20 protein-coding genes are annotated in these 21,896 nt (G+C 57.1%); 7 read left to right on the plus strand and 13 right to left on the minus strand.

All coding sequences use genetic code 11. From position 1 onward, the window contains the following. The first annotated feature begins 38 nt into the window (after positions 1-38). The 5 genes from EXR70_09785 to EXR70_09805 all read left to right on the plus strand — a co-directional run bounded on the left by EXR70_09785 (position 39) and on the right by EXR70_09805 (position 4,819). The gene (locus tag EXR70_09785; protein MSP38766.1) at positions 39-1,490 is read left to right on the plus strand and encodes a transglutaminase domain-containing protein; all 1,452 of its coding nucleotides are present in this window, start codon (positions 39-41) and stop codon (positions 1,488-1,490) included. A 2-nt stretch (positions 1,491-1,492) separates the two neighbouring features. Further along, on the plus strand, positions 1,493-2,236 hold the full coding sequence (locus tag EXR70_09790; GenBank protein ID MSP38767.1) for an ABC transporter ATP-binding protein: 744 nt from the start codon (positions 1,493-1,495) through the stop codon (positions 2,234-2,236). A 66-nt stretch (positions 2,237-2,302) separates the two neighbouring features. Continuing rightward, entirely contained in the window at positions 2,303-3,445 is a 1,143-nt protein-coding gene (locus EXR70_09795; protein ID MSP38768.1) for a hypothetical protein, read from the plus strand. Further along, positions 3,298-3,993, plus strand: coding sequence for a hypothetical protein (locus EXR70_09800; GenBank protein ID MSP38769.1), 696 nt, complete (start codon positions 3,298-3,300; stop codon positions 3,991-3,993). Before EXR70_09795 ends, EXR70_09800 begins: the two co-directional genes overlap by 148 nt. A gap of 151 nt (positions 3,994-4,144) precedes the next feature. Then, positions 4,145-4,819 (plus strand): hypothetical protein, encoded by a 675-nt coding sequence (locus EXR70_09805; GenBank protein MSP38770.1) that lies wholly within the window; start codon positions 4,145-4,147, stop codon positions 4,817-4,819. 19 nt (positions 4,820-4,838) lie between these two features. Here the strand turns inward: EXR70_09805 and htpX are convergent, their stop codons facing one another. Beyond that, a complete protein-coding gene (htpX, locus tag EXR70_09810; protein MSP38771.1) occupies positions 4,839-5,708 on the minus strand; it encodes a zinc metalloprotease HtpX in 870 nt (289 codons plus the stop codon). Between the two features lie 166 nt (positions 5,709-5,874). Between htpX and EXR70_09815 the strand changes: the two genes are divergently transcribed. Then, positions 5,875-6,744: an LLM class F420-dependent oxidoreductase gene (locus EXR70_09815; GenBank protein MSP38772.1), complete on the plus strand. Its 870-nt coding sequence runs from the start codon at positions 5,875-5,877 to the stop codon at positions 6,742-6,744. Between the two features lie 42 nt (positions 6,745-6,786). Here the strand turns inward: EXR70_09815 and EXR70_09820 are convergent, their stop codons facing one another. The 3 genes from EXR70_09820 to EXR70_09830 are packed head-to-tail and all read right to left on the minus strand — an operon-like array spanning position 6,787 to position 11,479. After that, positions 6,787-7,950, minus strand: a complete 1,164-nt coding sequence (locus tag EXR70_09820; GenBank protein MSP38773.1) for a hypothetical protein — start codon at positions 7,948-7,950, stop codon at positions 6,787-6,789. Next, on the minus strand, positions 7,922-9,739 hold the full coding sequence (locus EXR70_09825) for an ABC transporter ATP-binding protein (GenBank protein ID MSP38774.1): 1,818 nt from the start codon (positions 9,737-9,739) through the stop codon (positions 7,922-7,924). The genes EXR70_09820 and EXR70_09825 overlap by 29 nt, the downstream gene beginning before the upstream one ends. Beyond that, on the minus strand, positions 9,740-11,479 hold the full coding sequence (locus tag EXR70_09830; GenBank protein ID MSP38775.1) for an ABC transporter ATP-binding protein: 1,740 nt from the start codon (positions 11,477-11,479) through the stop codon (positions 9,740-9,742). Between the two features lie 114 nt (positions 11,480-11,593). On the opposite strand from EXR70_09830, the gene typA reads away from it, so the two are divergent. Continuing rightward, positions 11,594-13,432 carry a translational GTPase TypA gene (gene typA / locus EXR70_09835; protein ID MSP38776.1) on the plus strand — a complete coding sequence of 613 codons (1,839 nt, stop codon included), beginning with the start codon at positions 11,594-11,596 and terminating at the stop codon, positions 13,430-13,432. Positions 13,433-13,435: 3 nt separating this feature from the next. Here typA and EXR70_09840 read toward each other — a convergent pair whose 3' ends face one another. The 9 genes from EXR70_09840 to EXR70_09880 form a co-directional block, all read right to left on the minus strand. Continuing rightward, positions 13,436-13,864, minus strand: coding sequence for a hypothetical protein (locus EXR70_09840; GenBank protein ID MSP38777.1), 429 nt, complete (start codon positions 13,862-13,864; stop codon positions 13,436-13,438). 67 nt (positions 13,865-13,931) lie between these two features. Next, entirely contained in the window at positions 13,932-14,255 is a 324-nt protein-coding gene (locus EXR70_09845) for a hypothetical protein (GenBank protein MSP38778.1), read from the minus strand. Further along, positions 14,242-14,433: a hypothetical protein gene (locus EXR70_09850; GenBank protein ID MSP38779.1), complete on the minus strand. Its 192-nt coding sequence runs from the start codon at positions 14,431-14,433 to the stop codon at positions 14,242-14,244. Before EXR70_09850 ends, EXR70_09845 begins: the two co-directional genes overlap by 14 nt. A 1-nt stretch (position 14,434) precedes the next feature. Continuing rightward, entirely contained in the window at positions 14,435-15,613 is a 1,179-nt protein-coding gene (locus EXR70_09855) for a M20 family peptidase (GenBank protein ID MSP38780.1), read from the minus strand. Next, complete coding sequence (locus EXR70_09860) at positions 15,549-16,412, minus strand: hypothetical protein (protein ID MSP38781.1); 864 nt, start codon at positions 16,410-16,412, stop codon at positions 15,549-15,551. Before EXR70_09860 ends, EXR70_09855 begins: the two co-directional genes overlap by 65 nt. Continuing rightward, a complete protein-coding gene (locus EXR70_09865) occupies positions 16,409-17,413 on the minus strand; it encodes a hypothetical protein (GenBank protein MSP38782.1) in 1,005 nt (334 codons plus the stop codon). Before EXR70_09865 ends, EXR70_09860 begins: the two co-directional genes overlap by 4 nt. Beyond that, positions 17,410-18,252, minus strand: a complete 843-nt coding sequence (locus tag EXR70_09870; GenBank protein ID MSP38783.1) for a HEAT repeat domain-containing protein — start codon at positions 18,250-18,252, stop codon at positions 17,410-17,412. The genes EXR70_09865 and EXR70_09870 overlap by 4 nt, the downstream gene beginning before the upstream one ends. A 12-nt stretch (positions 18,253-18,264) precedes the next feature. After that, a complete protein-coding gene (locus EXR70_09875; GenBank protein MSP38784.1) occupies positions 18,265-18,534 on the minus strand; it encodes a glutaredoxin family protein in 270 nt (89 codons plus the stop codon). Next, positions 18,531-21,650, minus strand: a complete 3,120-nt coding sequence (locus tag EXR70_09880; protein ID MSP38785.1) for an AsmA family protein — start codon at positions 21,648-21,650, stop codon at positions 18,531-18,533. Before EXR70_09880 ends, EXR70_09875 begins: the two co-directional genes overlap by 4 nt. Positions 21,651-21,896: the final 246 nt, after the last annotated feature.

Genomic DNA, 21,896 nt, shown 5'->3' on the forward strand with positions numbered 1-21,896 from the left:
TCGCATAACCCGAGGCCGTAACATAGCCGCTCAACCCCATGCTTGTGAAGCGCTCCATCGGAATCTTTGCCGCATTGTTCTGGTGCGTGATGAATTTTCTCCTCATCCAGCGCCAGCTCGCCGCGCCGCCGAGCGTGATCGCCCTCAAGGGCACGGAGAAAATTTCCGCCGGCGGCGAAGAATGGTGGGGCGTGTTTTACCGCGGCGAAAAAATCGGCTACGCCTGGCAAACCATCGCGGCCAAACCGACGGGCTATGAGCTGCGCGACGGTTCGGTATTGAATCTCAACCTGCTCGGCATCGTGCAGCCGGCAGAAACCCACTTGGAAATGGCCGCCAACGAAGATTGGATTCTCGACCGTTTTAACTTCCAACTCACATCCAAAGAAATGCGCTTCAGCGCTCGTGGCGCCAGGAACAATAACAAACTGTCGCTCGAAATCGACTCCGCCGGCCACCACTCGACGCAGGAAATAACTTTGACCCAAGCGCCCTACCTGCTCGCCGCGCTCAAGCCCTACGTCGTCACCCAGCAACTGGAGACCGGCAAGAAGTTTTTCTTCGCCACCTTCGATCCCTCGACGCTGTCGCAACAAGTGACGGCGGTGGTCATCGAAGGACGCGAACAGATTCGCATCGGTAATCGCCTAGAAGCGGCGATCAAGATGCGCCAAAGCTTTCGCGGCATCTCGGTGCTGTCATGGATCGACGGCCAGGGACGAACGTTGAAAGAGGAATCCCCGGCCGGCATGTCGCTGCTCAGACAAGATAAAGCCGTCGCGCGTAATTTATCGAATCGCGCCATGGCCCTCGATATCGTCGCTCAGACTGCGATCAAGGTGACGACGCCGATTGACAACGCCGCCGCGCGGCGAGCGCTGGAACTCAAACTGAGCGGCTTTGACTTAAGCAACTTTCCCCTCGACGGCGGCCGCCAGCGGCTGAGCGAGAATCGCTTGACGATTGCGCTAGAAGATTTGCCCAAGCCCGGCACGCGCACGCTGCCCTTCGCCGATGCCCGCGTGTCGGCGTATCTACGTCCCACCGCGTTTTTGCAATCGGATCATCCGCGCATCAAAGCATTGGCAACAAAAATATTGAACGGCGAAACCGACGCGCAGCGCGCCGCGGTTAGAATCAAAGACTGGGTTTACCAAGAAATCGCCAAAGAACCGACGGTCAGCATTCCCAATGCTCTGCAAGTGCTGCAAACGAGAAAAGGCGACTGCAACGAACATACGGTGCTGTTCAACGCCTTGGCCCGCGCCGCCGGCATCCCGGCGAAAACCGTCGTCGGCGTGGTCTATCTGCGCGGCGCCTTTTACTATCACGCCTGGTCCGAAGTCTGGCTCGGCGAATGGATTTCCCTCGACTCGGTATTCAATAAATTTCCCGCCGACGTCACCCACGTGAAATTTCTCGAAGGCGAAATCGACCGGCAGATCGATATTCTGCAATTGATCGGCAATCTGAAAATCGAAGTGCTGTAGAAATGATTCAACTCATCAACCTGACCAAACACTATGGCAAACTCGCCGCTGTGGATAATTTGAATTTGGAAGTTCCCGCCGGCGAGATCTTCGGCTTCCTCGGACCCAACGGCGCCGGCAAGACCACGACGATCCGCTGCATGATGGGTATTTTGAAACCGAGCTCAGGCCAAATCTTGCTCGGCGAGTACGACGTGATTAAAGAGGCGCAGAAGGCCAAAGCGATCTGCGGCTTCATTCCCGACCGGCCATTTATCTACGAGAAGCTCAGCGGCCAGGAGTTTTTAAACTTCGTCGGCAAGCTCCACCGTGTCGAAGATCGACAGCTCGAAAAGAAAATTGCCGAACTGCTAGAGCGTTTGGAACTCACATCGTGGCGTGACGAGCTAGTCGAAAGCTACTCTCACGGCATGAAACAGCGCTTGGTGGTCTGCGCCGCGCTGATTCATGAGCCGCGCATCTTGATCGTCGATGAACCGATGGTCGGCATGGACCCCAAAGGCGCGCGCACGCTGAAAGATCTTTTTCGTTCCCTGGCCAAAAGCGGCACCACGGTTTTTCTTTCCACCCACAGCATCGGCGTCGCCGAAGAAATCTGCCACCGCATCGCCATCATCCAAAAAGGCCGCCTGATCGCCTGCGGCACCATGGCGGAGATTCACAGCCAAGCGAGTGATAACGACGGCAATCTCGAAAGCGTCTTTCTCGAACTGACTCGGGAGGAAGAGCGTGTTCGTGACTCGTGATCGTGCTCGTGTCCGGATTCGAACGAACACGAGCACGAACCACGAGCACGAAAATGGCGAAGTACTATGACCAACGTGATCTTACTACTCACCCCAACCTGGCTGGGCTGGAAGAATAGTTTCTTCCGCGCCAAGGCGTCGTGGAGCCGGCGGATTCTGCTCGGCGCTCTCGCGCTGTCCTTTTGGTTCGGCACGTTTCTGCTGATTCGCCGGGTGCTGCGCTATTTCGAAAATGTCTACGAACTCGGTCCGGCCTTGGCCTATCAACTTTTGTTGATCGTCCTGCTGACGTTTCTTTCCATGTTGCTGTTCAGCAATTTGGTCTCAGCGCTGTCGACTTTTTTTCTCGCCCGCGATCTCGAATTGATACACACCACGCCGGTAGCACCGACTAGTTTTTTCTACGCGCGCTTGATCGCCACCACGATCAATTCGTCTTGGATGATGCTGTTTTTCAGTTTGCCGATCTTCGCCGCCTATGGCTCGGTGTTCGGCGGCGGCGTCACGCTTTATCTTTGGCTCGCGGCAATCTTGCCGCTATTTCTCGTCATCCCGGCGTCGATCGGCATTCTCATCACCCACCTCTTAGTTTACTGCCTGCCGGCACGGCGCATTCGCGATTTATTATTTTTCCTCGGCCTGTTCGGTTTTCTGGTTATGTACTTTTTGTTCCGCTTCGCCCAGCCCGAGCGCTTGGTGCAGCCCGAAGCCTTCGGCAACTTCATGCAGTTTCTGTCGGCCATGGAAACGCCGTCGTCGTCTTTTTTGCCTAGCAGTTGGTCGGCGGAGATTCTCGCCGGAACACTTTTCAACCGCGACACCGAGCAGGGCTTCTTCTTCGCGCTATTGGCGAGCTACGCACTGTTCCTGCCGGTCGCCACTAGTTGGGTTTCCGGCGCGGTCTACCTCGACGGCTGGTCCAAGGCGCAGGAATCCCGCCAAGGCCGCCGTAAACTCGCTTGGCTCGATCGCACGTTGGAAGTAATCACACGGCCGTTTCCGGAAATCACCCGTGCGCTCATGCTCAAGGACATCAAAACTTTTTTGCGCGATACCACTCAATGGTCGCAGCTTTTTTTGCTGGTCGCGCTAATCGTCGTCTATCTTTACAATTTCAAAGTCCTGCCGTGGACCGTTCGCCCATGCCGCTGGCGACCATCCGCACCATCGTCGCGTTCGCCAACCTCGCGCTCGCCGGATTCGTATTGAGCGCCATCGCGATCCGCTTCGCCTTTCCCGCCGTCAGTCTGGAGGGCAAAGCGTTTTGGCTGCTGCAAACCGCGCCCATCGAACTGCGAGCGCTGCTCTGGAGCAAGTTTTGGCTCAATTTCATTCCCCTCTGTTGCTTAGGCGAGCTGCTGATCTTTCTAAGCAATTTAATGCTCGAAGTTCCTAACTGGATGATGGCACTATCGCTAGCGACAATATTTTTAATGACCTTCGGCATCACCGCCATCGGCATCGGCCTGGGCGCGCTCTATCCTAATTTTAACTATGACAACGCCGCCGAGATTCCCACCAGCTTCGGCGGCGCGATCTGCATGATCGTCAGCATGGCGTTCATCGCCCTCGCCGTGATGATCGAAGCCTGGCCGATGTATCGCATCGCGATTCAATCCTTCGGCCGCGCCCAGAGCGCCCCACCGGATGTGTGGACGATTGCGCCGCCAATGTTGATCGTGTTAGCTCTCACCGTCGTAACCGTGTTGGCAGTGCTACGCGTCGGCATCAAACATCTGGAGCAGCTAAAAGAATAACTTCACGACACTCACTCTGACGGCTCTTCGTACCTTCCGATACCCTCGCCCCTTGCGGGAGAGGGCTAGGGTGAGGGGGGAATCGCTGCAACCGGAGTTAACAAACGCTAACTTGCGACGAGGAAGACAATAAGGCCCATAGGAGAATTCCGTGAATCTCATCCACACCATTTACCAACCGCCCGGCGCCGGACCGTATCCAACGATTCTCACTCTCCACGGCCGCGGCGCCAACGCTTTCGATTTGCTCGGCCTCGCACCCTATATTTGCGGCGGAAAATTTTTACTGATCTGCCCCCAGGCACCGCTCGAAGTTCCCATCGGCCCAGATGCGACGGGCTACGCCTGGTATGCGGGAAGTCGAAGCGGCGTGCCGGATGTCGAAGGGATGCTGTCGTCGCACAAACTGCTGCAAACATTTCTCGATGAATGTCTGCAACGCTATCCCATAGATGAAAAAAAATTGATCGTCCTCGGCTTCAGTCAAGGCGGCGTGATGGCGTACAGCTTAGCGCTGACCGATCCCGGCCGCTTCGCAGGTCTGGCCGCGCTCAGCACCTGGCTGCCGCGCGAACTAACGCCGCGCTTGAACATCAGCGACGCCGTACAAACGCTGCCGACGCTGATCCAGCACGGCATTCAAGATCCACAAATCGAAATCGCCCGCGCCCGCGATTCCGTAGTGCGACTGCACGAACTCAAAGTCCCGTTAACGTTTAAGGAATACGAGATGGGCCATGAAATCAGGCCGAGAAGTCTCACCGACCTGTCGGCCTGGTTAGAAACAAATGTAGGGGCGACCGGCCGGTCGCCCGTGCACGAATAATGGCTGAGTGCGGTGCGTCCTAATTACGCATATAGCTCAAATCTTTCGCCATCGCCTCTAGCCGCGCGATGCGTTCTTCCATCGGCGGATGCGTGCTGAACCACGACGAGATACCGCCGCCGCTCAATGGACTGACGATGAACATATGCGCGGTGGCATTGGTGGTCGCGTCGCTCGCTTGCAAGGGAATTTCTTGCGCGCCCATGTGCAGCTTGCGTAACGCACTGGCGAGGGCCAATGGGTCGCCGCTAAGCCTCGCGCCGCCGGCATCCGCCAGGTATTCACGCGCCCGCGACACCGCCATTTGAATCAGCGGCGCCGCAACCATCGCCACCACCATCGCAAAGATCACTCGGATAATGTTCGAGCCGCCGCCTTCATCGTCGCGACTTCTGCCGCCGCCGAAAAACATGGCGAATTGCGCCATGTAACCGATCGCCGCGCCAAGCGTGGCGGCGATGGTGCCGATGAGAATATCGCGGTTCAAAACATGCGTGAGTTCGTGGCCGAGCACGCCGGCAAGCTCGCGCTTGTTGAGAATACGGCGAATCCCTTGAGTCACGGCAACCGCCGCATGTTGAGGATTGCGTCCGGTGGCAAAGGCGTTGGGCGTGTCGTCAGGGATGATATAGACCTTGGGCATCGGCAGCCCGCCCTTAACCGCCAACTCTCGCACTAACCCATGCAGTTCCGGGTCGTCGTTCTGGGAAACTTCTTGGGCGCTGTACATGCGCAGCACGAGCTTGTCGCTGAACCAGTAACTGAAGAACTGCATGCCGCCGGCCATGATCAGCGCCATGACCGCACCCTGTTGACCGGCGAGCGCCTGTCCTACCATCATGAACAAAACTGTCAGCACCGCTAAAAGAACTACTGTGCGGGTATTCATACGAATCTCCCTTCGCTATGTATCCTACGAAAAGATCGGGTTAAGTCAAGGTACGTTTTCACGTAGCGTCAATCTGTGTACGAGTGGGGCAAAATTCAAGTCCCCAGTTTCACAAGTCGGCGAATTTGACTTAATATCGGCCAACTGAAAATTGGAGGGATGAAGCATGCGTATTGGAGTAGTTTTTCCGCAAACCGAGATCGGCGCCGATCCGTATTATATCAAAGACTTCGCCCAGGCCGCTGAGGAGCTCGGCTTCGCGCATATCCTCGCCTACGATCATGTCGTCGGCGCCAATCCGGCGAGCCGGCCCAATTGGAAACCGCCTTACTCACATTTAGACAGTTTCCACGAGCCCTTTGTTCTGTTCGGTTATCTTGCCGGCGTGACGAAAAAGATTGAACTGGTCACTGGCATTATTATTCTGCCGCAACGGCAAACCGTTTTGGTCGCCAAACAAGCGGCGGCGCTGGATGTTTTGAGCGGCGGCCGTCTGCGCTTCGGCATCGGCATCGGCTGGAACCCGGTGGAGTACGAAGCGCTCGGGGAAAATTTTCACAATCGCGGCAGTCGCTCGGAAGAACAGATCGCAGTGTTGCGCCAACTGTGGACGAATCCCACTGTGACCTTCGAAGGCCGCTGGCACAAAATCACCGACGCCGGCGTCAACCCGCTGCCGGTGCAAAGGCCGATCCCGATCTGGTTCGGCGGCGGCGACGAGCGCGCGCTGTGCCGATTGGGAAAACTCGGCGACGGCTGGTTTCCACTCTTAGGCCCGGACGATAAATGCCGCGCCGCCATCGAAAAAATCCGCGCCGCGGCCCAAGAGGCTGGCCGCGATCCAAACACAATCGGCATCGAAGGAAGAATCGCCTACGGCCAAGGCTCGCTCGAAGCGTGGACAAAAGATTTGCAAGCTTGGAAAGCTCTCGGCGCTAGCCATCTGAGTTTCAATACGATGAAAGCGGGACTGACGACGCCGTCGGCCCACATCGAAGCGCTGCGGCGATTCAGCAAGATCGCAGTGACAAGTTAGGAGGGCGGGTTTAAAACCCGCCCCTACACGTCCCGATCTTTTTTACTTCCTTTGCGTCCCGATTGCCCTGAGCTTGTCGAAGGGTGCGGCTAATAATCTTCGCACCGCTTCGAAGGGCTCGCCGCCGTCGGCCACTGCCTGCTTCACCATTTCAACTGTCTTCACCAGACTTCGCCCCGACTTCTCATACAGCAATTCGAATAGATCGAGATCTTTCAAATAAACGACGTAATGCATCAGCACGGCGTTGTTGAGCGGCTGTTGGCTGAAGGCGCGGGCGCGATGTTGTGGGCGGTCGGCGGTGCGCCAGGCCCATTCGGCTTTGCCGCGATTAAAAACTTCCTCGCGCAAACGCAATTTATCCGCCCGGGCGATGTCACGATTGTAAAGCTCGACCAACGTCTGCGCCAGTTCAGCGATGAATGAACTGAACTCCCGTTCTTCTTCCCAAACGAGAATGGCGCGCTGATGCTCCGCGCTACCCGCGCCGAAACGGTCGCGAAAAAAATCTATCGCCGCGCGATGGCCGATAAAATTCGCCAGGCTTTCGTTAAATGCGCCGGCGCCATTGATATAAAGCGTTTGATGAAACAGCTCGTGAAAAACGATCTCGCTCAGCACGACTTTGTCGTAGCGCAGCAAATGCGACAGCAGCGGATCGTCGAACCAGCCGAGCGTACTGAACGCCGCCGATGGGCGAATGTTGGTGTCGTAACCTTCGGCGTTTAACCGCTGCGCTTCTTCCTCGGCATCGGCTTTCTCGAAAAAGCCCTTGTACGGCACGCTGCCGACGATCAAGAACCACCAAGTGTAAGGACGCAGTTCGGTTTTCGGAGCGGCGACCACAATGTGCGTGAGATCGGGCCGGTCGACGTAGGAGTAACTGGAAAAGCTCCCGCCGACGTTGAGCTTGAGCACGTCGCGCGCGTATTCGCGCAGCGCCAAGACCAGTTTTAATTTTTCCTGAGTGTCGAGAGTAACTTCCGGCTTTCGGACATAGTCGACAATCGGCTCGCGGCGCCAGAGAATCTTCCCTTCTTCATAAGCGGCGCGGAGAACGTAGATGGGCGAGCAGCCGGACAGAACCGCTCCCATGACGATTCCCAATAAGATTGCAGCAACGAGTCGGCGCGGTGGCACTTGCGTTAATTGAAGAAAAGCGTTTCGCACGGCGCCGCTAGGCATTAACTTTCGCCGCGCTATCATGCGGTGCGAGCTTCAACACTTCGCGCTCGTACTGCAGTTGGTACAAGCGGTAGTAGATTCCGCGCCGGTCCATCAGCTCGGCGTGGCTGCCGATCTCGCGGATCTCGCCGTGGTGCAGCACGATAATGCGGTCGGCATTGCGGATCGTCGACAGCCGGTGGGCGATCAACAGACAAGTCCGGTTGCGCATGACTTTTTCCAGGGCATCTTGGATCAGCGCCTCGGTCTCGGTATCGACGCTCGATGTCGCTTCGTCCATGACGAGAATTTCCGGCTGGAAGACCAACACGCGAGCCAAAGACAACAGCTGGCGCTCGCCGGCGGAAAAATTGCTGCCGCGCTCGCGCACCGGCGCCAGATAGCGTTCGGGCAGCCGGTTGATGAAGGTGTCGGCATTGGCCGCCTCGGCGGCTCTTTCGATGCGCTCCATGGGCGCCGCCGCATCGCCCAGCGCCAGATTGGCGCGCACGTCGCCGGAGAAAAGAAACACGTCCTGTAAAACTACGCCGACATGCTGGCGCAGCGCGGCCAAGTCCCACTCGCGCACGTCGACACCGCCGACTTTGATCGAGCCTTTTTGGATATCGTAGAAACGGTTCAGCAGTTTGATCGTGGTGGTTTTTCCCGAACCGGTGGCGCCGACGACGGCGATCTTTTCCCCCGGCGCGATGCGAAACGACACGCCTTTTAACACTGGATCGCCGGCTTTGTATTCGAACCAGACGTTGTCGAACACCACTTCGCCGAGAAACGGTTTGGGCACCACGGCGTTTTTTGGACTTTCGATATCCGCGGGCGTATCGAGCAGTTGAAAAATTCTTTCCGCCGACGCCATCGCCGACTGCATGACCGCGTATTTTTGGCTGAAGTCGCGCAGCGGCACGAAAAATCGATGGATGTATTCTTTGAACGCCACCAAGGTACCGATACCGATCACCGCATGCAGCACTTCGCCGCCGCCATACCAGAGCAGCAAGCCGACGCTCACCGAACCGGCCGCCTCAACCATTGAGTAGAGCGCCGCTTCGTAGAGATTCGACATGTGATAGGCATCGCGATGGTCGCCATTGAGCGCTTCGAATTCTTGATAGGTTCGTTGCTCCCGGGCGAACAGTTGAATCACCGCCATGCCGGAAATCGATTCGCCGAGATAAGCATTGATGCGCGCGATGCGTTCGCGAATTTGCCGATAGGTCTGGCGCGCCTTGACGCGAAAAAAATTAATTGCCAAGGCCATGGGCGGAATCATCGCCAGCGAAACCATGGCCAAGATCGGGTGGAGATAAAACATGATGCCGACGATCCAAGCGACCATGATAAAATCCGACACCAGCGTCATCACGCCGGAGGAAAACATCTCTTGCAGCACGTCGACGTCGGTGGTCATGCGCGTCACCAGCCGGCCGACGGGATTGCGGTCGAAATAACTCATCGGCAGCTTCTGCACATGGGCGAAGATCGCCACCCGCAGATCGGCCAGACAGCGCTGCGCCACCAGCATGGAAAAATAATATTGCACGAAAACGACCACGGTCTCGCCGATCAGCGCGGCGAGAAACAGCAGCATGACGGTCTGCAAACCCCAGAGATCTTTGCCGGCGATGTAGCGGTCGATACCGATCTTCATCAGATAGGGCTGGGCCAGACCGAACCCCTGCTGCAAAGGCAAGAGCAGCATGCTCAAGAGAAATAACCGCTTGTAGGGAATAATAAAGCGCCACAGCCGCTTCATCATTTGAAAGTCGTAGGCTTTGCCGAGAACTTCTTCGGATTGCGAGGGCTGCGCCATTTAGATTTCTTCCAGCTCCTCGCTCAACCGCTGCTGCTGATAGAGTTCGGCGTAGACGCCCTCTTGACGGACCAGCTCTTCATGATTGCCGCGCTCAATGATCCTGCCTTCATCCAAGACGAGAATTTCATCGGCTTCTTTGACTGCGGAAATACGGTGGGAAATGATCAAGCAGGTTTTTTCTTTGAGTATCGAGCGCAGGCCTTGGAGAATTTCCGCCTCGGTCTGGGCATCGACGCTCGACAAGCAATCGTCGAGGATCAACACCGGCGGGTCCATAATCAAAGCGCGGGCCAACGTCGCGCGCTGCTTCTGGCCGCCGGATAGCGTCACGCCCCGTTCGCCGACCATGGTGTCGAGCCCTTGGGGAAATATTTCCAGATCGCGGTCGAGCTTGGCGATTTTGATCGCGCGCGCCAGCTCTTCTTCGGAATACTCGTCCCGGCCGAATGCCAAATTGCGCCGCAATGAAGTGGAAAACAAAAACGGATCCTGCGGCACATAGCCCATCACCCGGCGCAGCTCACGCAGCGAAAGCTTGCGAATATCCTGGCCGTCCAGACGAATCTCGCCGCTGCCGACATCGAACATGCGCGGCACCAACTGCGCCACAGTGCTCTTGCCCGAACCGATACGGCCGACCAGACCGACCGATTTGCCGACAGGCAGCTTAAAGTTGATGCCTTCCAACGCGCCGTGACCGTTTTGCGGCTGGCCATAAGAAAATGAAACGTTGTGAAACTCGATGCCATCTTTGAGCTTCGCCAACGGTGCGCCGGCTTCGGCGCCGGCGATCTCTGGCGTGGTTTCAAGAATTTCTTCGAGCCGGCGCATCGCCGCCCGGCCGCGCTCGACCAACGATAGCATCCAGCCAAACGCCGCGGTGGGCCAAGCGAGAACGTTTAGATAAGCGATGAAGGCGACGATGTCGGCGACCAGCAGATCGCCGCCTACCACCCGCACGCCGCCGTACCAGATGACGATCAAGACGGTCAAGCCGTTGATGCCTTGCATGACCGGATTGACGATGCCGCGCATCTTCGCCATCTCCATGCTTTTGACTTCATAGCCTTTGTTGAAATCGGCGAATTGCTGGGTTTGAAACTGTTCCTGGGAATAGGCTTTGACCACGTGCATGCCGCTCAAGTTTTCCTGCACGTGGCTGCTCAACACCGACATCTGCTGCTGCACCTCCAGGGAAGTTTTTAATATCTTGCCGCGGAATTTGCGCGCGACGTACATCAGCAGTGGAAACGGCGCCAACGCCGCCAAAGTCATGCGCACGTCCATCGACAGCATCAGCGCCACCGCGTAAACGTAATAGAGCGGCGCGTTGGCGAAGTTGAGCACGCCGGGACCGAGCATGACGCGCACCGCGGAAATGTCGTTGATCGTGCGCGACATCAAGTCGCCGGTGCGCCGCGACTGGTAAAACGACAGCGGCAGTTTTTCCAAGTGGGCGAACAGATCGTTGCGCAGATCGTATTCGACGTTGCGCCCGGCGTTGAAAATCAACGCCCGCGAATAGGTGCGGACGATCCCTTGAACCAACGCCGCGGCGACGATCAACACGGCGTAAAACGTCACGTCGCGCACCGCGCCGCCGCCCTCGATGATGCGCACGGCCTCGCGAATCCACCACGGAATCCACATGACCAACGTCGCGGTGGCGAGCAAACACAGTCCGCCCTGCAAATAACTCCGCCAGTAACGCCAGATGTAGTGTGACAACCGCCCCATGTAATTTTTAAAAATACGCTACGGTGGCGCGCTTCGCAAGGAAGCGGCCGCGATGCAGTGGCGCGAATCGGCTCGGCGGCTTGACTTCGCGAGTTCGCTCCCTAATAACAGTGCATGACTCAAACGCATCTCACCCGCCGCGAAGATCTTCGCAACATCGCGATCATCGCCCACGTCGACCACGGCAAAACCACTTTAGTCGATGCCTTGCTGCACCAAAGCGGCATTTTCCGCGCCAACGAACAGGTTGTCGATCGCGTCATGGACTCCATGGATCTCGAGCGCGAGCGCGGCATCACGATCATGGCGAAAAACACCTCGATCCATTACGGCAAAGTTAAGATCAATATCGTCGACACGCCCGGCCACGCCGACTTCGGCGGCGAAGTGGAACGAACTCTAGCGATGGTCGACGGCGTCATGCTGCTGGTAGATGCCTCGGAAGGGCCGCTGCCGCAGACTCGCTTCGTCTTGAAGAAAGCGCTTGAAGCCAAGCTGACGCCGATCGTCTGCATCAATAAGATCGACCGGCCCGACGCGCGCATCGCCGAGGTGCTCGATGAAATCTACGATCTGTTCATCGACCTCGACGCCAGCGAAGACCAGCTCGATTTTCCGGTGGTCTATACTAACGCCAGGGCCGGCACGGCGACCCTCGATTTGAAACAGCGCGGTGAAAATCTTAAACCGATGTTCGAGCTGATCGTCGAAACCTTGCCGGGCCCAAGCTACGACCCGGCGATGCCGACCCAGTTTCAAGCTAACAACCTCGATTACAACGACTATGTCGGCCGCCTAGCGGTCGGCCGCGTCAAGAACGGCACGCTAGCGCCGGGACAACACATGCTCTGCCGCGTCGACGGCAGCCAGCAACTGATCAAGATCACCCAAGTCTATGGTTGGCAGGGGCTCAAGCGCGTCGAAGTCTCCTCGGTGCAAGCCGGCGACATCACCGCGGTGGCCGGCATCGAGGACATCGGCATCGGCGACACCATCAGCGACAAAGAAAAACCCGTGCCGCTGCCGCCGCTGCGCATCGATGAGCCGACCATCGCGATGCTGTTCATCGCCAACAATTCGCCTTGGTCCGGCCGCGAAGGAGAGCATGTCACCTCGCGCAAACTACGTGAACGATTGTTCTTCGAGTCCCGGCGCAACGTCAGCTTGCGCGTCGAAGAAACCGCCAGCGCCGACGCCTTCCAAGTCACCGGTCGCGGCGAATTCGCCTTAGCCATCGTCATCGAGACCATGCGCCGGGAAGGTTATGAAATGATGGTCTCCAAGCCCACCGTCATCACCCGCGAGATCAACGGCATGACCAACGAACCGATGGAACTCTTGGTGATCGATATTCCCGAAGATTTTATCGGCGTGGTGTCGCAGCTATTAGCCATTCGCAAGGGTAAGATGACCAAGATGATCCACGCCGGATCGAGCCGCGTGCGCTTGGAATTCGCCGTGCCCTCGCGCGGTCTGATCGGTTTTCGCTCGCGCTTTCTCACCGACACCCGCGGGACAGGCATCATGAACGCGCTGTTCAACGGCTGGGAGCCCTGGCATGGCCTAATTCAGTCGCGCACCAACGCCGCCATGGTCGCCGACCGCGAAGGCAACGCGCCGCCCTATGCGATTTATCACTTGCAAGAACGGGGCGTGATGTTCATCGCGCCGGGCACCAAAGTCTACGAAGGCATGGTGGTCGGCGAATACTCGCGCGAAAACGATTTGAACGTCAACGTTTGTAAAGAGAAAAAGCTCACCAACATGCGCGCCTCGGGCAAAGACGAGAACATCATCATCTCGCCGCACCGCGAGATGGGGTTGGAAGCAGCCCTTGAATGGATCTCTGACGATGAGTTGGTAGAAGTGACACCGCAGTCGATTCGACTGCGCAAGAAGATTCTCAAACAAGCCGACCGTCCGCGCCGGCGCTACGAATCCGAAGAAGATTAACCGCTATTTTTTCTCGGCACCGACCGGCTTCTTGTCGCAGTTCTCTTGCCGGACAAACATGACATGAATCCCTGCCGACGGCGCGCGCACTTCGACTGCGGGGCGGATGCCGGCTTTGAACTCCTTAACCTCGGCTGGATGGCCCAGGGCCTTCAACTTTTCTTTTAGCTGCAGCGGACTTTTAACGCCTTTTAACTGCTCGCCCTTTTTTTCCAGGATCGACACCGGCGCGCACTCGCCTTCCCGGCCCGCGAGCAGCCAGGTACCGCTGTCGTCGAGCGGCGCGTTCTTGGCAGGCTTGGCCGCAGCATCCTTGGCAGCTGCTGTTTTGCTTGGTTTCGGTGCGGTTGCCGCAAGCGAAATAGTTGGCGCGGCAAGCAGCGCCGCAAAAGCGATGCTCAGCAAAATTCTTCCAGTTGCGTTGGCATTCATCATCGACCTCCAGCGCGAATTTTAAATTGTCTTCGCGTCGAGCGCAACTGCGAAACCGCCATTCAGGCTAGCTTGACTTACAAACTTCGGCCGGCACGACCATCACGGCAAGCTCCTTCGCCGGCACATGAACTTCCACCATGTTCCCGTTGGGAGTTTTATGTTCCTTCACTTCGACCCGATAGCCCGCTGCGCGCATCTTGTCGATCAGCTGATAAGGCGTCTGAAGCCCGACAAACTCCGACCCCTTCCGAGCCAAACTCGCCAACGGCGCGCAGCCGCCCTCGCGCATCAGCAAGAACCACTCAGTAGCCAGCGCCGAGCTAGGCGGAACGGAGAGCATGAAAGTCGCGATCAATAGATTGCGAATATTGCGTTCAGTCATTGCCATCCTCAAATCCGATGTAATCTCTCTCGATTGCCTGCAACTCGAACTCTTGGTTTGGCAGATCGAAACTGGTGACAACCCAAACATTGGCATCCGGATCCCATTCAGCCTTAACTTCAATGCGATCGATCACGTCCAAAGCCCAGTCGATTATCCCGGATGAGTCAACGCCAGAAAACACTTCAAACGCCGCACCACTGCCGCGCGATTTCCGTGTAAGCTTCCGCGGCTAGATCGATCTTAGATATGGAACAAAACTCATCGGTCTTATGCGCCAGCTCCGGCTCGCCGGGACCGAGAATTATCGTCGGCGGATTGCCATAGGCCGGAGTTAAAATCGAGCAATCGCTGAAATAAGTCGCCCCAACTGGCACCGGACGCTTGCCGGTGAGATGTTCCATGATGTCGAAGACAGATCTCACCCACTCATCATTTTCATCGCTGCTGACGCTGGCCGCGCCTTGCAAGCGCCGCAACTCGACATCGATGCCCAATGCCGATTGCAGCTTTTTAAGAATGTCTGCTTCCGTCTGTCCGGGTAGAGTTCGAATATCCAAGCTAACCACCGCTTCGCCGGGAATCATATTGATCGCGCTGCCGGCGCTCATCATCGTCACCGCCAGCGTCGGCTGACCGAGAATGGGATGGGACGGCACGGCGAAATCGAAGGACTCAAGCTTCTTGATCGCATCCGCCGCCTTGTAGATCGCATTGACGCCCTGCTCCGGCATCGAACCATGGGCCGCAACGCCGGTTATTTTTACCGCGTAACGCACGCAGCCTTTGTGCGCAATGAAAGGAACATTGGCGCTCGGTTCGCCGGCGACAATCGCCCCGGCCACGCCGAGCACGCCGTCCAGCGCCGCAACCTGCGCCGCGCCTTCGCAGGTGGTTTCCTCGCCCGCGGTGAAAATCAACGTGATCCCGGATTGGCGGTTGGCCAGCTGCGCCAGCGCAAGCGCCATCGCAACCATCGCAGCCACGCCGCTTTTCATATCCGACGCGCCGCGTCCAAAGAGCTTATCGCCGTCAATTTCACCGGCAAACGGATCGCGCGCCCAGGGCGTCGCACCCAATGGCACGGTGTCTAGATGGCCGGTGAAACAGATCGGCGGTTTATCGTTGGATCCGGCAAGCCGGGCGATCAACGTCGAACGCTTGTCGGCGAACTCGTAGTAGCGCGTTTCGTATCCGGCATTTTCCAGCAGCCCGCCAAGATAGTGCGCACACTCGCGCTCATCGCCGGGTGGATTGACGGTTTTGAAAGACAGCAGCTTGCGAGTCAGCGCTAGGGCATCATTTTTCATTGCGCCTCCGCTTGCTCTCGGTGTTTGATACCTTTCTTGCTTGCTTCGCGTCATTCCTACGACCAAACGCGTCAGGTTCAGGCCAATAACCTTTAGTCAAAACAAAGATCGCGTCTTTCGCTTCCTCAGCAACTGACCATCCTAATGCAGCCACCGCGTGGTCGCTACGCGAGAGCTTGCAAAGTTTCGGCAGCGCTTGCTTGAGGCCAAAACAATTTACGCCAAATACGCCCCAGAACCGAACTTCCGCCTCAGCATCATCCAGGCAATCGAGAAGCACCTCCGTCGTCGCGCGTCGACTGCGACGCCGCCGATCAATATAATTGCCGTGAATCGCGATCCCTTCCACAGCTTGTCCGCGCAAATGAGGATCGTTCGTCCGATCCTTAACCACAGCAAAGAAAATAGCCGGGTCGAGCCCAAACCATTGGTGTGCCAGACCGTGACAGGCCTCGAATCGAGTTTCCGGCAACTGCTCCTGGTCATTGAGAACGCGAACAAGCCCCTTGAAAGCTCGCTGACCACCTAGAGTTGCCAAGGCATTGCGAATATCGAACCGAGAACCTCTATCTGTCTGAACCTGCTGGAGCATTTCTAGCAATGTCGGCACCACTGCTCGCTTGCCAGTCAGTCCCAAGATCTCAAATGCCGTTCGCAGTTTTTCTTTTGGGAGAAAATCGAGACGCTTCAAAAGTGTCGCGTAGTTCTTGACACCGTCACGCTGTAAAACCAGAAAAGAGCGGGCATTAGTTTCTCGCACCGATGGGTGCGACTTCTTCAGCAGATCCCGGTAGAAAACACAAAGGCGAGTCGTTCCGCGCGTGGCGCTATTTTTTGCAGCCCGAGCATTCATTTTGCCGGTGCTCCGCCCCAAAGTTTTTCCATAAACCCGCTCTTTTCCATCTCATCGACAAACTGACGATCGAACAACGACTGCGGCTTGATGGCCTTCGCGCGGGCGTCGGTGGGCGCGATGTCGTCGAGGATCGCTTGCAGGGTGTCGAGCTTTAATTCCAAGCGCGGCTCCAACGCTTTGATCTCGGCGTTGTAACCGGCTTCGAGAATCTTGCGGTCGTCGACGCGCAAATATTTCGCCAACACTTTGAACGTCGTTTCTTTGTCGGTGTGGAGAATTTTCGCCGCCTCGGCCATGGCACGCAGAAATTGGCCAATCAAGTGTGCGTTGCGCGCGATAATGGAACGGCGCGCGATGAACGAAACCGCGACTTGGGGAATGCGCAGGTCCGGACCGTAGACGACATAATGATAACCTTGCGCGATGGCGCGGGTATCCCACGGCGCGGTCATGGTGCCGGCATCGAGAGTGCCGGAAACCAGCGCGGCGTACATCTCCGGCGCGCCGCCGGTTTGAATGATCGTGTAGTCGCGCCCCGCTTCCATGCCGCGCCGTTTGAACGCTTGTAAGACAAAATAATGGGTCGTGCTGCCGATGCGCGTGACGCCGACTTTCTTGCCGCGCAAATCCTCCAGCCGTTTGATGTCACTCTTGGCGAGGATGCTTTGGGTCAAATAATTTTTTACGCCGGCGATAAAAACCAAATCGGTATTGCCCTGCACCGCGGCGCGCACCGTACCCAACCCACCGTCGACCAAGATCTGCGCTTCGCCGCTCAACATCGCCGCCGTCGCCAGCGGCGACGAACCGATATAGACCAAGGGAAATTCCAAATTGTACTTGCGAAAAATGCCGGCCTCCTCGGCAATCCACGGCATCGACTGCGAGATCACCCGCGCCGATTGCACGCCGACGAGGCGGTCCGCTGACCAACTCACCGTCACACCAACGGTCAGAACCATCAGCAAACAAAAAATCGGGGACGTTTTCGTTTTCACGAAGACTCCTTCCCGACCGTGGTAGACATTGCGCGCAATCGCCGCTCCGACGCATCAACTTTAGGCCAGCGACCGTTATGTGTCTGGCAATAAACCGCATCTTTAGCCTCTTCCGCCACGGACCATCCAAAGGGGCCGTCGGCGTGATCCATGCGAGCAAGTTGGCGGAGCTTCGGCAGCGCTTGTTTCGCCTTGGCCCCAGCCAAAGCGAAGATCGCCCAAAACCGCACTTCGGCAAATTGATCATCAAGGCAAGGAAAGAGTAAGTCCACTGCTTTACGGCTCTCACTTCTTGCAGCGCCCGGCGCGCGAAGGCCGATACGACCACCGACACTCTCGATCGCATATCCGCGCAGACTCGCGTTTTCTCCAGGGTTGCTGACGATCGGATAAAAGATTGATGCTCGGACTTTGCCTCGCCAATGATGTCCGAGCCCATGACAAGCTGCAACGCGAACGTTCAAAGGCTGCGTTTGATCATTAAGCGAACGCACGAGCTCGCGGCGAGCATGTTTGCCGCCAAGAATCGCTAACGCTTCGATGGCGTAGACTGCCGCCTTCGGTCGTATCCGGCGGATCACCAATATCTTTGAGACATCACTTCGCTTACCAGCCCGGCCGAGAACCCAGAGCGCTGTAGAAAGTTCGCGCTCAGGAAGGGTTTCAAGGAGTTTCTTGAGTGAAGTACGATTCCTTATGCCACGACGCTCAAGCTTTTTGAGGTCACGCTCAATGCTTTCACGAACGGAATCGCCCATTTGATCCGCGATCCGCTTTAGAAACGGACAAAGTTCCTGGTTTCGCGAACGCGAAATGGCGACAGGCCGCGGCAATTTCATTTAGCTCACTTCCTAAAATCTAAAAAGAGATCGGATGCCGCGCACTCGATCTAACTTCCCTTCCAACTCACGTGCCGTCAATTGATACTTGAACGCCTTGCGCCCGTCGATAAACAACACCGGCACTTCGTTGCCGTATTTCGCCTTTAGCTCGTCATCGTTATCGACATCGATCTCGACTAAGTCGAGCGCAGTCTTCGCCGCGACTTGATGAATGATCGATTTCATCTCGTCGCACAGGCAACAGTCTTGGCGCGAATATAAAGTCAGCTTGGGCCTCATTTTGCTGCCGGCGCTTTGGCGGGCTCTTTTGATTCTTCTTTTTTCTCGCCATCGCCCAAGGTGAGGACGTTTTTCGGAATGCCGAGCACGCCCCAAAATATTTCCGACAAAGTTCCCAGCGGCGCCGGCGTGATGGTCGGATCTTCGATGCGTCCTTTGACGTTGAAGCTGCCGACTAAAAAAGAATTGAGGATCGCCGCCACGCCGCGGCCGAGGATCGGCACGGTGTTGAACGCCGATTCGATGCCGGGGAACGGCCGCACGGCGATGAGCAGATCGATTTCGTCGTTGGGTACGTCGATCTTGCCGGCGCCGGTCATGCGCAGGTCGCTGCTATCGACGATCAAGTTTTCCGTCTCGTAGACACCCTTGACGACTTTGAAGTCCGCCGTGATGGCGCGAAAGCGAATGCCTTGCTTGGCCAGGTCGGGCATCTGAAAGGTAAACCAGCGCGACAGATCGAGCAGGTTGAGAATCTGCACCACCATGCGCATGCGGTTGATGACGCCATCTTCGATGCGCAGCGTGAACGCGCCGTTCAAGTTCTGCCGGCGCTCGACGTCGTTCTTGCCGACGGTTTCCAGTTTCCCGGTGAGATTCACTTGTCCGGTCATCTCGGTGTTGGCGACGTTGAACCATTTGAGAAACGACTGCACCGGCACGGCTTGAATTTTCGGCTCGGTGACGATGCCGAGGCTGTCTCGCCGGTCGACAATCGTCGTCGCGCCGAGGATCGTGCCGCCGGCCGAGCGCGCCGTCAGATTGGCCAGACGCCAGACGCGCCGGTCGATGGTCGCGTCGATTTTCAGATCGCTGAATTCGAAATTTTTAATCCGCCCACGGCCGATGGTAAATTTTCCCTCGGCCTGCAAGCTGTTGTAAAACTCGCCAACCTCCGGATCGATTTGCGCGATCAGCTGGGTCACGTCCAGATTCGGCGCAGTAAAATCGAAAAGCAGCTGCGGTTTTTCGCGGTAGCGCCAACGGCCGCTGGCGGCGGCGGGAAAGCCGGCGACTTGTCCTTTTAAATTCTGAAAGTCGATGCCATTGTCGTCGATGATGACCTTGCCGTTGAGTTCGCGCAGCGGCTGCAACAACGGATGCACCAAGATTTGCAGGTTGGCGAGGTCCAAGGCGCCGGTGAACTTGCGCCGCTCTTTGCTGTTGAACGCACCGGCGTAGCGCACCGCGCCGCGGATGATGCCGGAATCTTGTGGCGTGCCGGTATCGAGCAGCAAGCTGGTGACGACGCCGGCTTTGATCCCGGTCGTATTGATCGCCAAGTCGAAACTGCCGTCGGCGCCGTCGTAATCTAGCAGCGTCAGTTGGATCTGGATCGGCGCGCCGCTCAACTGCGCGCGCAGCTGCTCGCTCTTGATTTCTTTCGGCGTGAACAGCAGCTCGCCTTTGATCTCACTGAAAGAGTGATCGCCGTAGCGCAGCTTAACATTATCCAATGCCGCCCTGCCGTTGATCTCCACTGGCCCGTTAGCCTCACGCTTAAGCTCGAAGTCGATTTTGCTGCGGCCGAGCAACTCTTGCAGCGACTGTGCAAGCTTGACCGACTGGGCCGAGAACTGCCCCGATATCAGCTGCTCGCGCAGTTCGGCGAGATTGAAATCGCCGTGCAATTGCAGCGCCAAAGCGCCGCCGCCAGCCGGGGCGAGATCGTAACGTCCGTTCAATTGCTGAATCTGCGAATCGCCGTAGACGGCTTTGAAGTTTTGCAGCGTCGCCACGCCTTGATTGAAACCCAGATGGCCATCCGCGCCGCGCAGCGGCAGCATGCCGTCAACTCCCAAGCTGCCGGCGCCGTCGCGCAACTCGCCGTCGAACCAGACCTGCTTGCCGAAGCCGGTTTGAGAAACGCGCCGCAAGCCGGCAATCGTGGCATCGACGCCGGCTTTTTTGATTTCCAAGCGGCCGGCCTGGATTGAAGCAAGCGCTTTCTCCAAACGCGGCGAATCGATTAACTTAACCGGCAGATATTTGCGCAGCGCCAATAACGGCGCACTCGGCGCAATCAAGTTCAAACGCAAATGGGGATCGTTGCCGTCGAGGCCGTCGATGTCGCCCTGAAGTGAAAACTTGACCTCGCCGGCGCGAAATTCGCCGCGCGATAAATTTAACCGGTGGGGGCTCCACTCGGCTGTCAGAGTCGCCTTGCCGGCGCCGACGGCGAGAGGCGCGGTAAAGATTTCCGGGGCATCAATAGTGAGCGCTTTGAAATCGACATCGCCGCTCACCAGCCACGGCTTTTCCGCCGCGCCTTCGACATGCAGACGCGGGCTAATCTGGCCTGTCAGCGATTTTAGCGACGCCGCGCCGGCGTATTTTTGCACCAGCGCGCCGGGCAACTCGCCAAGCTCGATATCGCCGCTCCAGCGCGCCCGCTGAAATTCAAGCGCGTCTTTGGGAAACAGCAAACGACCGGCGCTTTTTAAGTTCATCGTCGCGCCGTCTTTAACCAACGAACCCTTGAGGTCGAAGCTCAACGCCGCGCCGACGCTCTCCGCCTGCCCCAGTTTGAACCAGCTCGCCATGACATCGCGCAATCTCTGGCCACGGACCCACTCGACGTCAATGATAGCTTTGGCTAAATGCCAATCGCCGAGCATGCCTTGGGACCAGCAGTCGGTGAAATCGATGGCGCCGTCTTGAACCTTGAGCGCCTGCAAGTCCAATTTGAACTCGCCGCCCTGCTGTTTGAGAAACGGCAGATTGCGCAGACGATCGAGCAACGGAATGCTTCCATCCGCTTCACGGATGAACGTAGCAGACGGTTTGCGCAGATGAATTTCATAAAACACCACTTGCCGGCTGAGCAGCGGCAAGAGCGCCACCCTTGCGGTCAATCTTTCGGCACGGATCGCCGGCGCCGCCGCGCCGGGCTCCGACAACGCCAAGTCGGAAAAACCGACGCCGGTAATCCAACCGATTTCCAAATCGGCGTCGCCGAGGGCGACTTTAAGCTCGGTTTGCTTTTCGACTTCGTCGATCAAAAAGCGGCGAAACTCGCCGGTGCGCACGAGATGATAAAACGCCAGAGCGCAAACGATGAAAAAAAGAATGAAAGTAACGCCGATGAAACCGCAGACTTTGAACGCTTTGCGCATGAGAGATAGATGATCGCTAAATGGTTTTGGGATGGTTCGCTAACTTTGCCGCATGCTAATGGAACTGCTCTACTCTGGCAAGAGAATTGTCGCGTGGTGTTGTAGCAAAGTGATTATGTCAGGGGTTAACGGCAACGTAATTATGTCAGGGTGGAAGGATGACAACCCTGACAATGAAAGACGAGAAACGACTAGACGTAATTCAACAAGTATATCGCAGCGAGATCACCGTGGTTGAGGCCGCAC

The sequence above is a fragment of the Deltaproteobacteria bacterium genome (assembly GCA_009692615.1).
In the GTDB taxonomy this organism is placed as follows: Bacteria; Desulfobacterota; Binatia; order UBA9968; family UBA9968; genus DP-20.

What these genes read in the sequence shown, in the direction of transcription:
- EXR70_09840 (MSP38777.1), bottom strand. Translation starts at nt 13,864, where the DNA reads ATGAATGCCAACGCAACTGGAAGAATTTTGCTGAGCATCGCTTTTGCG.
- EXR70_09800 (MSP38769.1), top strand. Translation starts at nt 3,298, where the DNA reads ATGGTCGCAGCTTTTTTTGCTGGTCGCGCTAATCGTCGTCTATCTTTA.
- EXR70_09860 (MSP38781.1), bottom strand. Translation starts at nt 16,412, where the DNA reads ATGAATGCTCGGGCTGCAAAAAATAGCGCCACGCGCGGAACGACTCGC.
- EXR70_09790 (MSP38767.1), top strand. Translation starts at nt 1,493, where the DNA reads ATGATTCAACTCATCAACCTGACCAAACACTATGGCAAACTCGCCGCT.
- EXR70_09845 (MSP38778.1), bottom strand. Translation starts at nt 14,255, where the DNA reads ATGGCAATGACTGAACGCAATATTCGCAATCTATTGATCGCGACTTTC.
- EXR70_09785 (MSP38766.1), top strand. Translation starts at nt 39, where the DNA reads ATGCTTGTGAAGCGCTCCATCGGAATCTTTGCCGCATTGTTCTGGTGC.
- EXR70_09880 (MSP38785.1), bottom strand. Translation starts at nt 21,650, where the DNA reads ATGCGCAAAGCGTTCAAAGTCTGCGGTTTCATCGGCGTTACTTTCATT.
- typA (MSP38776.1), top strand. Translation starts at nt 11,594, where the DNA reads ATGACTCAAACGCATCTCACCCGCCGCGAAGATCTTCGCAACATCGCG.
- EXR70_09855 (MSP38780.1), bottom strand. Translation starts at nt 15,613, where the DNA reads ATGACGCGAAGCAAGCAAGAAAGGTATCAAACACCGAGAGCAAGCGGA.
- EXR70_09825 (MSP38774.1), bottom strand. Translation starts at nt 9,739, where the DNA reads ATGGCGCAGCCCTCGCAATCCGAAGAAGTTCTCGGCAAAGCCTACGAC.
- EXR70_09795 (MSP38768.1), top strand. Translation starts at nt 2,303, where the DNA reads ATGACCAACGTGATCTTACTACTCACCCCAACCTGGCTGGGCTGGAAG.
- EXR70_09830 (MSP38775.1), bottom strand. Translation starts at nt 11,479, where the DNA reads ATGGGGCGGTTGTCACACTACATCTGGCGTTACTGGCGGAGTTATTTG.
- EXR70_09815 (MSP38772.1), top strand. Translation starts at nt 5,875, where the DNA reads ATGCGTATTGGAGTAGTTTTTCCGCAAACCGAGATCGGCGCCGATCCG.
- EXR70_09870 (MSP38783.1), bottom strand. Translation starts at nt 18,252, where the DNA reads ATGAAATTGCCGCGGCCTGTCGCCATTTCGCGTTCGCGAAACCAGGAA.
- htpX (MSP38771.1), bottom strand. Translation starts at nt 5,708, where the DNA reads ATGAATACCCGCACAGTAGTTCTTTTAGCGGTGCTGACAGTTTTGTTC.
- EXR70_09820 (MSP38773.1), bottom strand. Translation starts at nt 7,950, where the DNA reads ATGATAGCGCGGCGAAAGTTAATGCCTAGCGGCGCCGTGCGAAACGCT.
- EXR70_09875 (MSP38784.1), bottom strand. Translation starts at nt 18,534, where the DNA reads ATGAGGCCCAAGCTGACTTTATATTCGCGCCAAGACTGTTGCCTGTGC.